This is a genomic window from Streptomyces sp. NPDC006872 (genome assembly GCF_040635845.1).
GTDB lineage: Bacteria > Actinomycetota > Actinomycetes > Streptomycetales > Streptomycetaceae > Streptomyces.
The window spans coordinates 63,124-76,706 of sequence record NZ_JBEYIL010000018.1; the positions used below are offsets into that span (position 1 = coordinate 63,124).

Consider the following 13,583-nt stretch of genomic DNA (forward strand, 5'->3'; position numbering starts at 1 on the left):
TGTCGGGCGTGACCGGTTCCCGGGCCCCGAGTCGGCTGACTGGGCGGTTGTACGAGAGGAGCTGCGGCGTGGACGACGAGGTTCAACAGCCGGAGTACGAGTTCGGGACGGGCATCCTGTGCGTCTTCGGGCGGCAGTTGAAGCTGTTCCGGGAGCGGGCGGGGATGGACCGCGCGAGGCTCGGGTCGCTGACCGGGTACTCGGCCTCGACGATCGCGTCGTTCGAGCAAGCGAGACGTATTCCGCCGCCGAAGTTCATCGACCAGGCGGATGAAGTGCTGGAAGCAGTTGGTGTGTTGAGCGCGAGCAAGGAGGAGGTGGCTCGGGCTCAGTATCCGGCGTTCTTCCGGGATGCGGCCAAGTTGGAGGCCGAGGCGCTTGTACTGCACGTGTACGCCACCCAGGCGGTGCCAGGCCTCTTGCAAAGCGAGGAGTATGCGCGGGCGGTCTTCGCCATGTGGCGACCGGAGTTGGACGAGGAAGTGGTTGAGCAGAGGTTGACCGCTCGACTGGCACGGCAGGGGATCTTCTCCCGACGCCCAGCGCCGCATCTGAGCTTCGTGATCGAGGAGGCCGTACTTCTGCGTCCGCTCGGCGGAGAGGCTGTCTGGCGAGGCCAGTTGGAGCACCTCATGCTGATCACGGAGAAGCGGAACGTGGAGATCCAGGTGATGCCGCTCTCCCGTCAGGAACATGCTGGATTGGCTGGTCCGTTCACCTTGATGGAGATGAAGGATGGGCGCAGGATCGGCTACGCGGAGGTGCAAGGCGACAGCCGTGTACACACGGAGCGTCAGAGGGTCCGGGAGCTTGAACGTACGTACGGGACTCTGCGCGCTCAGGCCCACACTCCGGCAGAATCACGTGCATTGATCGAGAAGCTGTTGGGAGAGAGATGAGCGGGGACAACGCCAGGCTCGGCCTGGACGGACTGGCCTGGTACAAGAGCACTTACAGCGCTGGCAACGGCGGCGAATGCGTCGAGGTCGCCACCCGCCCCGCCAGGGTCCACGTCCGCGACTCGAAGGACACAACCCGCGCCGCCCTAGCTGTACAACCCACGGCGTGGGCCGCCTTCGTGGAGTTCGCGGCACTCTGACAGAGGTGGCACCGAGGGCAGGGCCTTCCGGTGGGCACATGCGTACCGAGGGCCCTGCGCCGGCCGCCACCGCGATCAACGTCCGCCCAGAGAAACCCAGCCCGCACGCCACCGTCACTCGCATCACAAAGGCCCCAACGGAGCTGACGCAGTGCGGCCCTTGGGGCGTGGAGCCGCTGTAGGTTCCTGTTATGAAACAGGGCAAAGACATAGAGAACCCCGAGTCGCGCTTCTCTGCGGTGCTGCTGGCGGCAGCGAAGCTTCCGGGTGTGCGTATCAACAGGGAGACGTACCTCCGAAGTGCGTTGGCTCGCCACTGCTCCGAGGATGACATCCGAAGAGCGATAGAAGAGACGCCCGCTGCGGCGGGCATCACCGTCGAGGTTCTCGACAAGGTGGCCAACGACTCCATCCGTTACGAAACCGCCAAGGTCAGCGCTCTCTCCGCCGCTGCCGGGATACCCGGCATCTTCGCCCTTCCCGCCACTGTGCCCGCCGACCTGGCCCAGTACTTCGGCCACATGGTGCGTATCGCGCAGAAACTCGCGTACCTCTACAGCTGGCCCGACCTGTTCTCCGACGAGGGCGATGACCCCGATGACGCGACCATGGGGGTCCTCACCCTGTTCTTCGGCGTGATGTTCGGCACCCAGACGGCGAACGCCGCTGTGGGGAAGGTCGCCGGGATGATGGCGGAGCAGGTCGCCAAGAAGCTGCCCCAGAAGGCTCTCACCAAGGGTGTCATCTACCCGATAGTGAAGAAGGTCGCGGCCTACCTCGGTGTCCAGATGACAAAGCAGTCCTTCGCGAAGAGCGTCTCGAAGGCCATCCCTGTCGTCGGGGCCGTTGTCTCCGGCGGGCTCACTCTTGCGACCTACCTTCCGATGGCCAAGAGGCTCAAGAAGCACCTCTCCAGCCTGCCACTGGCGGAACCGTCGCACCGAGTGATGGATGGGGAGGTCGTGGACGCCGAAGTCGTGGAAGACCACGGGCCTTTCGCCACAGGCCACGTCGAACCGCGCGGTGCAGACGCCACTTGACGCATGAGGGCTGGCTCGTCACCTCGCCCTGCTGATCACCGCGAGCCGCGACCGCCTGTCGGAGCACCGGACACCCCGGGTGGGGCCAGGGTGAGGATCTCCCGGTCGAAGAAATCGCGGAATCCCTCACCCCGCTCATACAGCGCATCGAATCCGGCATTGGTTTCCCGGATCAGTGTGCGGTCGGTGTAGCGGTTGGCTCCGGCCGCATTTCCGTCCTCGTCGTAAACGACCTCATACATGACCACATCGCCGAGAATCACTACTTCCGGAACCCGGCGAGTCCGCTCGATGTTCGAAATATCGTGCGCGTCGAGAACCTTGATGTCGTCGCCCAGGTCCACGCGTACACGCAGGACGAACAACTCCCATTGCACATACGGCGTGATCGGGAATTCCACGACGCGAAGGCGGCGGTGCGTGACGCCCAGTCGCGACGCCTGGTGGAGTTCCTGGGCGTAGTCCTCGCGCCTCTCGTCGGCCAGGGACAGCGCCCTCTCCCAGTCGCCGTCGGCAAAGGCCTCCCAGCTCGGGAAGCCGCGCTCCTTGAAGTGCTGGCCGCGCTCGAGCTTGTTGAGGAAGCCGATCCCGCTGGTGTAGAGCCGGCCCAGGTCCGCGTGGTACGTGGGGCGGTCCAGGCGTTCGGAGGTGCCGCTGGGGAAGGAGTCAAACACTGGGGATGTCCGGCTTCGCCGCGATGAGCATGTTCCTGGGGATGACCACGAGGCATTCGTCCGACCCGATCGAGACCCCGTCCGGCAGGTTCCTGCCGAGTGACTGGGTGAGGTCCCGGCCGATGACGGCGATGTCGCCGTTGGCGAGTTCCCAGATGTCCGGACAGTCTGGAGTTCCGGTTGTGATTCCGAGCTCCTGGGGTGTTTTTCCCAGGCGCTGTTTGAAACCTGTGTCCGGATCAGCTTCCCATGGCCTGGCCATTTCCGTCGCCCCCTCGATCGGTCAGGACACCTCACTGTAGCGTGCATCTTGCCCGCCTGATGATGTGTTGGAACCGGCCCACTGGGGTAATGGCGAGGATTGATTCCTCCTTGTCTCATGTCGCTCAGGGCTGGAATGATATTGATCGGAAAGAAAATCATGTCAACGCCTGACAGGCGACATTTTTCATCGGTGCAGTCGGAAAATCGGGTGGATGGAGGGGCGGCTGTGGACTCAGAAGTGACCTTGCTCGCACAGAGCGCGGGGGCCACCTTGGTCACGTTGATGGCGACCGATGCCTGGCAGCATGTGCGGGACGGGATCACACAGCTCTGGCGCCGGACGCAACCCGAGCGCGCCGAGACCGTCGCCGCCGAGTTGGAGGCCGGTCGCGAGGACGTGCTGGCCGCCGCAGCGGCGGACGACCAGGAGACCCTGGACGAACTGCGCCTTCAGTGGCAGGGGTTGGTGCGGCGGCTGCTCGTGGCCCGGCCCGCCGCCGTCGATGAACTGCGCGCGCTGCTGGACCGACTCGATCCCGGTGGCTCGACCGCCCGGCAGATCACCCAGCACGCCACCGCGTCCGGTCAGGCCCGGGTCTACCAAGCGGGACGTGACCAGCACATCGCAGAGCGATGACGGGTGGGACGGACGGCCACGCCGAGGACCAGGGACGTGTCTACCAGTCGCGGGGCGACCAGCACATCAGCGAGCACCACCACCACTACGGCGGTGACGGGCCGGAGCGCGGCGGACCGGACTCGGTGCGACGCCCGGCGGTCGGCCGGCCCCCCGTCGCGCTCCGCGACCGCAGCGAGGTGATGGAACACCTGCGGGCGAGCGTCGAGGCTGAGCGCGGCGGCCAGGTCTACGTGCTGTACGGCATGGGCGGCTCGGGCAAGACGGCGGTCGCCTGCGCCCTCTTCCAGGAGGTCACCGGAGAACAGGGCCGGGTGGGCCTGTGGGTCAACGCCTCCGACCGTGCGAGCCTGCGCGCCGGCATGCTCGCCGTCGCCGCCGACCGAGGGGCGGGCGACGGCGAACTGCTCGCCGCACGCAACGGCCTCAGACCTGCCGCCGATCTCGTCTGGACGTATCTCGACCGTTCCGCCGAACCCTGGTTACTGGTCCTGGACAACACCGACGAGCCGGAGATCCTGCGAGACGGCAACTGGTTGCGCACCAGCCCGCGTGGCACCGTCCTGGTGACCACACGGCGCGCGGCGGCCCGGTGGTGGCCGGGCGCCGAATTGCAGTACATCGGCGTACTGCCCCGAGAGGACGCCGCGCTCGTGCTGCGCGATCTCGCACCGCACAGCGGTACGACGGAGCAGGCGGCGCGCGTCGCGGACCGGCTCGGGCGGCTGCCCCTCGCCCTCACCCTGGCGGGCGGCTTCCTCTCCCACCAGGTCATCGACCCCTGGACGATGGACGCCTACGGGGACCAGCTCGACGGGGACCAACGGGTCCAGCTGATCGACCGGGGAGCCGACGCGCTGTCCGAAGCGGACCCCCGGCATCTGGTCGGCCTGACCTGGCAACTGACCCTCGACGCGTTCGAAGTGCGCGGGCTGCCCGAAGCGGCTGCCCTGCTCAGACTGCTGGCCCGGTTCGCCGCCGAGCCGCTGCCGCTGACTCTGCTCAACCACACCGACATCGGTGCCGTACTGCCTCGTGCCCGCACCGAGACAGCCCTCAGAGCTCTCCTCGACCAGTCGCTGTCCGAGCTGGTCGACGCCGCCGGCGCGCGCTGCGTACAGAGTCACGGCATCCTGCTCGACAGCGTCTCGGCGGCGACCCCCGCGGACCTGGTGCCCGCCCTCGACACCACAGCTGTCCGGCTGCTCGACGCGGCCGTGCCCGACGTACCCGACGCGGGTCCGCACGATCCGCGACTGCGCCTGCTGGTACCTCACGCGCTGGCCCTGCTGCGGCACATCGGCAGGCCGTCCGCCGCCGACGCCCTGGCCGTCGCGACCCGGCTGTCGGTCGCCCTGCACCGGACCGGTGACTACCTCTCCGCCTGGGAGACCGCCCGCACCGCGGCGGACCTCGCGCAGCGACACCTCGGCGCGGACCACCGTACGGTCCTCGCCGCCCGCTCCAGGGCAGGACGGGCACTGTTCCGGCTGGGCAGGTACGCCGAGGCCGAGGCGGCGCTCCGCGGGGTCCGGGACGCCCAGGAGCGCCTGTTCGGCGCCGACGACCCCGACACCACGGACAGCGGCTACGGCCTCCAGCTCGTGCTGGCGAACCTCGGCAGACGCGAGGAATCCGTCGCGCTGCTCCGCGACACCGTCGCCGGGCGGCGCTCGGCGCTGGGCCCCACGCATCCGCTGACCCTGCGGGCCCGCGCCAGCCTGCTGGAGATGCTGCCCGCCGCCGAAGTGGTCACCGAGGACGGCGGCACACTGCTCACGCTGCCGTCGGAATGCGATCGGTTCCTCGGCCCCGACCACACCATGACGCTGGGCGCCCGGCACAACCACGCTTGGGCGCTGTACCTCCTGGGCCGTTTCGACGAGGCCGACGGCGAGATCCGGCTGGTCACCGAAGCGTATGTGCGGCGCTTCGGGCCGGAGTACCCGTTCGTGCTCGCGGCCCGGCAGCTGTTCACCCGGACCCGGGCCGCGCTCGGCCATGTGGAGGAGGCGATCGAGCTGATGACCGATGTCGTCGCCCGACGGGAACGCGGCCTGGGCCCCGATCACCCCTTCACGGTCGCGGGCCGGCGGCTCCTGGACACGTACCGATCGGGCCGATGAGGTGACGGCGCGTGCCGCAACGGGGAGCGGTGGCCTCAGTAGTGGTAGCGGGCCTTGAGGATCTTGACTTCCTTCTCGTCCACCCGGTAGACGAGCCGGTGCTCGTCGTCGATCCGGCGTGACCAGTAGCCGGACAGGTCGCCCTTCAGAGGCTCCGGCTTGCCGATGCCGGTGAAGGGGGTGCGCTGGATCTCGGCGATCAGCCGGGTGATCCTGCGGGCCATGGCACGGTCCGAGCTGAGCCAGAACAGGAAGTCCTCCCATCCGGCCGGGTCGAAGTGGACGCTCCTCACCCGTCACCCGCCAGCTCTTCCAGCTCAGCCATGGTCCTGGTGATCACGGTCTCGCCGGACCGGTCCCGTGCGATGGCTTCCATGAGGCTGCGCGCGTTGGCGGGAGAGCGCAACAGGTAGACGGTCTCCTGCCAGGAGTCGTAGTCCTGGGCGGACATCAGCACCGCGTCGCCGTTCTTGGAGCTGATACGCACGGGGGTGTGGTCGTCGTTGACGCGCTTGATGAGCGGGAAGAGATCCTTGCGGGCCTCGCTGGCGCTTATGGTCATCTGCGGCACTCTCTCCTGGTGGTACCGGAAAATGGTACTGCAATGGTACGACATTCTGGTACGAGTCGCGGAGCGAGATGTCTTCAGTAGTCCCGATCTGATTCCGGTGGCCAGGGGTGCGAGGGCCGCCGGTTGATCGATCAGTATGAAGGCGGGTATACAGCGCAAGGGGGAGTAAGCGCCTGCCCGGCGGCCGGACGCTTCCGGTGCGGGTGGGCAGCGGCCCGCCTTCGCTGTGGTCGGTCGGCTTCGCTGTCCCCGTTGGTCGGCCGAACAGGCAGCGGACATCCCGCACGATCGAGGACGAGCGGTGGCGGAGACCACCAGATGGAGAGCGTGACCGGTAATGGCCCAGCAGCCGCCCCTCCTCCGCGATGTCATCGACATCAAAGAGAACATCTCCACCTCGGACTTCGTGCTGTCCCTCGCCGAGGCGACGACACCCGAAGGCGCCCAGAACGCGCTCAAGGACTACGTCGTCACCGAGCGGCTGCTGGAGAACTTCGACGAGTCGCTGGCCCTGATCAAGTCCTCGCTCGACGGGCACCGCTCCAAGGCGGCCTACCTGCACGGCTCGTTCGGTTCCGGTAAGTCGCACTTCATGGCCGTGCTGTACGCGCTGCTCAGCGGCGAACCGGCCGCCCGTGCCCGTACCGAGTTCGACCCGGTGCTGACCAAGCACGAGTGGCTGACCACGGACGGCAAGAGGTTCCTCCTCGTGCCTTACCACATGCTCGGCGCGAAGGCCCTCGAACAGCGGGTGCTCGGCGGGTACGTCACGCACGTCAAGAAGCTGCACCCGGACGCGCCGACCCCGCAGGTGTACCGGACCGACTCCCTCTTCGCCGACATCCGGGCCAACCGTGCCACCTACGGTGACGAGGCGGTCATCCGTGGCCTGGGCGGCGGCGACGCGGCCGACGGGGAAACGGACGAGTGGGGTGAGGGCTTCGGCTGGACCCCGCAGCTCCTCGACACCGCCCTCGCCGCCGAGGAGAACCACGAGGGGGGCACCCCGCTCAACCTCCGTAACCCCTCCACCCCGGCCGAACTGCGCGCGAAGTTGGTCAACGACGCCAGCACCAACCTCTTCCCCGGCTTCGCCAAGAACGCCGTCGAGAACGAGCACGGCTTCATCTCCCTGGACGCCGGCCTGTCGGTCATCGCCGAGCACGCCAAGTCGCTCGGCTACGACGGCCTGATCCTGTTCCTGGACGAGTTGATCCTCTGGCTCGCGACCCTGATCCACGAGCAGAAGTTCGTGGCCCGCGAGGCCAGCAAGATCACGAACTTCGTGGAGGGCGGCGACGCCCGACGCGCCATCCCCGTCGTGTCGTTCATCGCCCGCCAGCGCGACCTGCGTGAACTCGTCGGCGAAGAGGTGTCAGGCGCGGCGGAAGCCTCCATCCAGGACACCCTGAACCTGGCCTCCGGCCGGTTCGACAAGATCACCCTGGAGGACCGCAACCTCCCGCAGATCGCTCACGCGCGCATCCTCAAGCCGAAGGACGCAGAGGCGGAACGGCTCATCGACGCGGCCTTCGAGCAGACCAAGCGGGTCGGCACACAGGTCTGGGACACCCTCCTCGGCTCGGAGAAGGGCACGACCGGCGCGGACGCGGAGTCGTTCCGGCTGACGTACCCGTTCTCGCCGGCGTTCATGGACACCCTCGTCCACATCTCGTCCGCGCTGCAGCGCTCCCGTACCGGTCTGAAGCTGATGGGCGAACTCCTCGCCGACCACCGGGGCGAGATCCGGCTCGGGCAGCTCATCCCCGTCGGCGACCTCTACCCGGTGATCGCCAAGGGCGGCGACAAGCCGTTCACCGACAGCCTGAAGGTCGTCTTCGAGGCCGCCGACAAGCTCTACAAGACCAAGCTGCGGCCCTACCTCCTCAGCTCGTACGACATCACCGAGGACGACGTCGAGCAGTACGTCAACCGGCCCGAGGCCATCACCGATCCGCAGCGCCTCAACCGCTGCCGCATGTTCGTCGGCGACAACCGGCTCGTGTGCACCCTGCTGCTGTCGGCGCTCGCACCCAGCGTGCCCGCGCTGGCCGAGCTGACCGTCCGGCGGCTCGGCGCGCTCAACCATGGGTCGGTTCTCGCACCCATCCCGGGCGCGGAGGTCGGCATCATCAAGAACAAGGTCGCCGAGTGGGCGGCCAGGTTCCCCGAGATCAAGGAGACCGGCACCGACGCCAACCCCGGCGTGCGGCTGGAGCTGTCCGGCGTCGACGTCGACTCCGTCATCGCCAACGCCCAGGTCAACGACAACCCCGGCAACCGGGTCGCCCTCGCCCGGCGTCTGCTGTCCGAGGAACTGGGCGTCGAGCACGGGCAGTTGAGCGACCAGCTCGGCTTCACCTGGCGCGGTACCTCCCGCACCGCCGAGATCGTGTTCGGCAACGTCGCCGACGAGGACGAACTGCCCGACCACGACCTGATGCCGCAGGAGGACGGCCGCTGGCGGATCGCCATAGACCTCCCCTTCGACGAGGGGGAGTGGGGTCCGGTCGAGGACGTCAACCGCATCCGGCGGCTGCGCGAGCGACAGCAGGGCGAGCGGTCCCGTATCGTCGCCTGGCTGCCCGCCCATCTGTCCGCGCAGCGCTTCGCCGACTTCCGGCGGCTCGTCGTCATCGACAAGGCCCTCGCCGACGAGCACCGCTTCGACACCCAGTACGCCGGCCACCTCAACGCCGACAACCGCAGCCGTGCCAAGGGGCTCCTCGAAACCCAGCGCGAGGCTCTGCTCAAGCAGGTCAAGGGCGCCTTCAAGCAGGCTTACGGGCTTGCCCAGAAGCAGGCCGCCGACGTCGTGCCCGACTTCGACGACCACCTCGTCCCGCTGCCCGATGTGGACGGCCTCACCCTGTCCTTCGGGCAGAGCCTGCACGACGGCATCCGGCACGTCGCGGGCAAGCTGCTCGTCCACCAGTACCCGGCGCACCCCGACCTCGACCCCGACGGCACCGGCACCGCCGTCAAGCCGATCGATACGAAGAAGGTGTTCACCCACGTCCGGTCCGCCGCGGAAGCGCGTGACGGACGGGTGGAGATCCCGGCCGCCGACCGCAAGCTCATGCAGCGGATCGCCGGACCCCTGCGCCTCGGGCAGCAGAAGGAGGCGTACTTCGAGCTGTCCCGCTACTGGGCCGACCACTTCCGCCAGCTCGCCAGCGCCCAGGGCGTCACCGGAGACCTGTCCCTGATCACCCTGACCGACTGGACGGACAAGCCCGACCCGCGCGGCCTGCCCGACTTCCTCGCCCGGCTCGTCGTCGCCGCCTTCGCCGAGATGGACGACCGGGTGTGGGTGCGCGGCGGCACCGTCCTCGACCCCGCGCCCGAACTGTCCGCGATCAAGGACCATGACGCGCTGCGCAGCCAGCCGCTGCCCGCCGAGTCCGACTGGGACACCGCCCGGCAGCGCTTCGAGACGATCTTCGGGCAGAAGGCTCCTGCCCTGCGGCGCGGCCGGATGGTCAACCAGTTCGCCCGCCAGATCATCGAGGCCGCCCGCGCCCACCGGGACCACGCGGCGGACCTCGTGCACCAGTTGGAGGCCCACGTCTCCTTCCTCGGCCTCGATCAGACCGCCGACGCCGGACGGCTCGCCCTCGCCCGCCGCTCCCTGCAACTGCTGGACGCGCTCACGGCGGAGGCCGGCAAGGGCGCGGCCGGGGCCAAGAAGACCGTGGAGGCCCTTGCCTCCTTCGACCTCGGCGAGACCAGCGCCGACCGGTACGGGACCTCCATCAAGCAGGCCCGCAGCGTCGCCGAGGCCGTCGCCTCCGCGCCCTGGAGCACCCTCGAACTCGCCGCCGGACTCGGCCCCGAGGGCGCGGCACTGCTCGACTCGCTGCGCAACGTCGCCCGCGACGACCAGCGCACCGCGGACCTGCGCGACGCCCTGGCCCGCACCCAGCGCGAGGTCGTCGCCCTGGTGAAGCGCAGCCAGGCCGCCGCCCCGCCGCCCGCGCCCGTCGCGCCGCAGCCCACGGCCGACGACCTGTCCCTGAACACACCGACCAGCGACCCGCGCATCCCCTACGCCCCGCAGGAGACCCCCACACCGGCTTCCTCCGGCAGCGGCTCCGCGCGGACGTCCGGTGGCCGCCGTACGACCGTGGCACGCGCCGCCGCCGACCTCCAGGCGGAACTGTCCGAACTGGCCGCACGCCACCCCGACGCGACCATCGAGATCACCTGGAAGGTCGTCGAATGACGGACACCGTCGCCGCCGCCCCAGGCGCCGTCCGGCTGAACACCGCGACCGTCACCCAGTACCTGTCCTCTCAGACCTCCCTCACCGCCGCTCTGACCGCTTCTCCGACCGGAGACGGCGGGGGCAGGCGCCGGGTCGTACTGCTGCGGTCGGCGCTCCAGTGGGACGGGCCCGCCGAACCCGCCTGGGGTGAGGGCCGGACGGCCGGCGTCGCGGTGGCGCCCTCACCGCTCGCCGTCCACGAACTCGTCCTCGACCACCTGACGGGCCGCCGCCCCGGCCCCTCCGTCCTGGTCGTCCTCACCGACCGCGAACAGAACGAACTCGACCCGGCGATCGTCGCCCGTGTCCACAAGCAGCGCATCGACATGGTCGACAGCTGGGACGTCGTGCGGGAGGCGTTCGGCGCCCGGCAGATCGACCCGCGCCTGAAGGACGTCAAGTGGGCCGCCGAAGCCCTGCTCGACGCCACCCCGCCCGGTGGCTGGCCGCCGGTGCCCGGTGGCTGGCTGTCCAGGCAGTACGCCCTCACCGCGCTCGCCCAGCGCCGTCTGCGCCTCGGCCGCTACGACACCGAGGGCAGCCCGCGACGCCCCGGCGAGGACCGGCTCGGCGCACAGACCCTGCTGCACTGGTCGACCCGGCCCGGAGCCCCCGAGCGGCTGCTGGGTCTGCGGGGTCCCGAGCGCGCCGGGCTGACCGCCTTCCTCGACGAGGAGGACCAGGCCGGTCTCGCCGGACGCGCTCTTCTCGCTCTCGTCGACGCCGAGCGCGGCGCGGACGCCGCCGCCTTCGGCCTCGTATGCGAGGCCCTGTGGCGGCACGCCGAGCCGACTCCCGAGACGTATCAGGCCCGGGGCCGTGCCGAACGCTACTTCGGCGACCAGCCCCCGGCCGTCGGCGAACAACTCGACGCCCTGGTGGGCGTCTTCGGCCGGTCAGCCGAGGAGTATGTGAGCACGCTGCTGACGGCCGGACACCGGGGCGGTGGCGCCGACGCCGACCAGGCCCGTGAGGCGCGCCGCACCAGCGGCATCGTGCTCGACAGGGCCGCCGTCCTGGCCCGCCAGTTCGGCGCGGAGGCGGCCGTCGCGGCGAGCCCCGTCCTGCGCGGCGGACTGGAAGCCCGGTTCACCGCCGTCGGCCAGTCCCTCGCGGCGGGCGACACGGCTGCGGTCGCGGAGGCCGTGCGACGGCTCGCGGACCACCGGCTCGCCACCGACCCGGAGGAGTCCGCCCGCATCGAACGCGCCCGCATGGGGCAGCGCCTCGCCCTCTGGCTGGCCACCGAACCGTCCGCCGACGCACCCTCCGTCGGCGACGCCATAAAGCGCCACATCGCCGAGATCGGCTGGGCCGACCTCGCCCTGGAGCACATCGAGGCCGGCGGAGACCCGGACTCTGCTCTCAAGACCGCCTACGACACCCTCGGCGCGCGCGTCAGGGACCGGCGGCGGCACATCGACGCGTCCTTCGCGCGCGCGCTGGCCGGCTGGACACAGGACGGCACCCCGCCCCGCAGCATGCTCACCGTCGAGACCTTCCTCGACCGGGTGGTCGGACCCGTCGTCCGGCGCGGGGAGGAGCGGCGGGTGCTGCTGCTCGTGCTCGACGGCATGAGCGCGGCCATAGCGAACGAGCTCGGCGAGGAACTGCGCCGCTCCTGGGCGGAGTTCGACCCGCTGGCCGAGGACACTCCGCGTCGGCGGGCGATGGCCGCAGCCCTCCCCACCGTGACGGCCGTGTCCCGGACGTCGCTGTTCGCGGGCACCCTGATGAAGGGCACCCAGGCCGACGAGAAGAGGCTCTTCCCCGCGCTGAAGCTGTGGAGCGGGGCACCGGCAGCCGTCTTCCACAAGGACGACCTTCGCACCGAGACCGCGGGCGACACCTTCGGTCCCGCCCTCACGGCAGCGCTCACCGACGGCAGGACCCATGTCGCCGTCGTCCTCAACGCCATCGACGACCGCCTCGCCAAGGAACAGAAACTCGGCGACGGTACCTGGCGTATCGACGACGTACCCGGCCTGCGCGACCTGCTCCGGGTGGCGGCGGCCCAGGGCATGGCGGTCATCGTCACCAGCGACCACGGCCACGTCGTCGACCGGCACGGAACGAAGGCCGACGCGGCCACGGAGCCCGCGTCCGCGCGCCACCGCCTGCCCGGCGGCCCGCTCGGCGAACGGGAGATCGCGCTCTCCGGGCCGCGCGTGGTCTGGCCCGAGCCCGGCGCGTCCATCGTCGCGCTCTGGGACGCGGACTCCCGCTACACCGCCCTCAAGGCCGGCTACCACGGCGGAGCCTCCATTGCCGAGTTCACCATTCCGGTGCTCGCCTTCCTGCCGTTCGGGGCGGAACCGCCCAAGGGGTGGCGGGAGTTGGGAGACCAACGGCCACCCTGGTGGGCTCCGGAGGAAGTGGGCAGGCCGGTGTCGGGCGAGCGTTCGGCTCAGTCGGCCGGCGCGGCTCCCAGGAAGGGGACGGCGAAACCCCGCAAGAAGCACCCCGAACCCGAGTCGCTGCCCGACGCGCTGTTCGACGTGGCGCTGACCGCCGGAGGAGACGACACCCTGCTCACACCGACCCTCGTCTCCCGGACCGAAGTGCTCGTGAAGGCGCTGCTCGACTCCGAGACGTATCAGGTGCAACTCGACGGTCTGGCCCGCAAGCCGCAGCAGGAGCAGGTCCACAAGGCCCTCACCGCCCTGCTCGACGCGGGCGGCACCCTGCCCGTGACCGCGCTGGCCCAACGCGCGGGCATGCCCACCACCCGTGGCGACGGCTTCGCGGCGGTCCTGCGGCAGCTCCTCAACTACGACGGTGTACAGGTGCTGGAGACCCTGCCGGACGGGCGGACGCTACGGCTCCACGAGGGGCTGCTGCGTGAGCAGTTCGCCCTCCGCACGGGCTGACAGGATTCGGGGTGCCTCTGGTGTTCACCTGGAGG

Annotated in this window: 11 protein-coding genes; 7 read left to right on the forward strand and 4 right to left on the reverse strand. The window is 69.7% G+C overall.

Going from position 1 to position 13,583, the window contains the following annotated elements; genetic code table 11:
- The first annotated feature begins 68 nt into the window (after positions 1–68).
- The 3 genes from ABZ725_RS39770 to ABZ725_RS39780 all read left to right on the forward strand — a co-directional run bounded on the left by ABZ725_RS39770 (position 69) and on the right by ABZ725_RS39780 (position 2,139).
- A complete protein-coding gene (locus tag ABZ725_RS39770) occupies positions 69–899 on the forward strand; it encodes a helix-turn-helix transcriptional regulator (protein ID WP_358807255.1) in 831 nt (276 codons plus the stop codon).
- Positions 896–1,099, forward strand: a complete 204-nt coding sequence (locus tag ABZ725_RS39775; RefSeq protein WP_358807256.1) for a DUF397 domain-containing protein — start codon at positions 896–898, stop codon at positions 1,097–1,099. The genes ABZ725_RS39770 and ABZ725_RS39775 overlap by 4 nt, the downstream gene beginning before the upstream one ends.
- Before the next feature lie 191 nt (positions 1,100–1,290).
- Positions 1,291–2,139, forward strand: coding sequence for a hypothetical protein (locus ABZ725_RS39780; RefSeq protein ID WP_358807257.1), 849 nt, complete (start codon positions 1,291–1,293; stop codon positions 2,137–2,139).
- 35 nt (positions 2,140–2,174) lie between these two features.
- Here the strand turns inward: ABZ725_RS39780 and ABZ725_RS39785 are convergent, their stop codons facing one another.
- Both ABZ725_RS39785 and ABZ725_RS39790 read right to left on the reverse strand, forming a co-directional pair.
- Entirely contained in the window at positions 2,175–2,813 is a 639-nt protein-coding gene (locus ABZ725_RS39785; RefSeq protein WP_358807258.1) for a DUF6879 family protein, read from the reverse strand.
- A complete protein-coding gene (locus ABZ725_RS39790; RefSeq protein WP_358807259.1) occupies positions 2,806–3,075 on the reverse strand; it encodes a hypothetical protein in 270 nt (89 codons plus the stop codon). The genes ABZ725_RS39785 and ABZ725_RS39790 overlap by 8 nt, the downstream gene beginning before the upstream one ends.
- Before the next feature lie 228 nt (positions 3,076–3,303).
- Here ABZ725_RS39790 and ABZ725_RS39795 point away from each other — a divergent pair, with 228 nt between their 5' ends.
- Together ABZ725_RS39795 and ABZ725_RS39800 are read left to right on the forward strand one after the other, a co-directional pair.
- Positions 3,304–3,714, forward strand: a complete 411-nt coding sequence (locus ABZ725_RS39795) for a hypothetical protein (RefSeq protein WP_358807260.1) — start codon at positions 3,304–3,306, stop codon at positions 3,712–3,714.
- Positions 3,711–5,840 carry a tetratricopeptide repeat protein gene (locus tag ABZ725_RS39800; RefSeq protein ID WP_358807261.1) on the forward strand — a complete coding sequence of 710 codons (2,130 nt, stop codon included), beginning with the start codon at positions 3,711–3,713 and terminating at the stop codon, positions 5,838–5,840. The genes ABZ725_RS39795 and ABZ725_RS39800 overlap by 4 nt, the downstream gene beginning before the upstream one ends.
- 35 nt (positions 5,841–5,875) lie before the next feature.
- Here ABZ725_RS39800 and ABZ725_RS39805 read toward each other — a convergent pair whose 3' ends face one another.
- Both ABZ725_RS39805 and ABZ725_RS39810 read right to left on the reverse strand, forming a co-directional pair.
- A complete protein-coding gene (locus tag ABZ725_RS39805; RefSeq protein WP_093774786.1) occupies positions 5,876–6,133 on the reverse strand; it encodes a Txe/YoeB family addiction module toxin in 258 nt (85 codons plus the stop codon).
- Positions 6,130–6,402: a type II toxin-antitoxin system Phd/YefM family antitoxin gene (locus tag ABZ725_RS39810; protein ID WP_093774788.1), complete on the reverse strand. Its 273-nt coding sequence runs from the start codon at positions 6,400–6,402 to the stop codon at positions 6,130–6,132. Before ABZ725_RS39810 ends, ABZ725_RS39805 begins: the two co-directional genes overlap by 4 nt.
- A 346-nt stretch (positions 6,403–6,748) precedes the next feature.
- Between ABZ725_RS39810 and ABZ725_RS39815 the strand changes: the two genes are divergently transcribed.
- A complete protein-coding gene (locus ABZ725_RS39815; RefSeq protein ID WP_358807262.1) occupies positions 6,749–10,636 on the forward strand; it encodes a phage resistance protein in 3,888 nt (1,295 codons plus the stop codon).
- Entirely contained in the window at positions 10,633–13,548 is a 2,916-nt protein-coding gene (gene pglZ, locus ABZ725_RS39820) for a BREX-2 system phosphatase PglZ (protein WP_358807263.1), read from the forward strand. The genes ABZ725_RS39815 and pglZ overlap by 4 nt, the downstream gene beginning before the upstream one ends.
- Positions 13,549–13,583: the final 35 nt, after the last annotated feature.

Excerpts from the sequence above, each read along its gene's own strand:
- ABZ725_RS39780 (WP_358807257.1), top strand. The coding sequence starts at position 1,291 with ATGAAACAGGGCAAAGACATAGAGAACCCCGAGTCGCGCTTCTCTGCG.
- ABZ725_RS39815 (WP_358807262.1), top strand. The coding sequence starts at position 6,749 with ATGGCCCAGCAGCCGCCCCTCCTCCGCGATGTCATCGACATCAAAGAG.
- ABZ725_RS39800 (WP_358807261.1), top strand. The coding sequence starts at position 3,711 with ATGACGGGTGGGACGGACGGCCACGCCGAGGACCAGGGACGTGTCTAC.
- pglZ (WP_358807263.1), top strand. The coding sequence starts at position 10,633 with ATGACGGACACCGTCGCCGCCGCCCCAGGCGCCGTCCGGCTGAACACC.
- ABZ725_RS39790 (WP_358807259.1), bottom strand. The coding sequence starts at position 3,075 with ATGGCCAGGCCATGGGAAGCTGATCCGGACACAGGTTTCAAACAGCGC.
- ABZ725_RS39775 (WP_358807256.1), top strand. The coding sequence starts at position 896 with ATGAGCGGGGACAACGCCAGGCTCGGCCTGGACGGACTGGCCTGGTAC.
- ABZ725_RS39810 (WP_093774788.1), bottom strand. The coding sequence starts at position 6,402 with ATGACCATAAGCGCCAGCGAGGCCCGCAAGGATCTCTTCCCGCTCATC.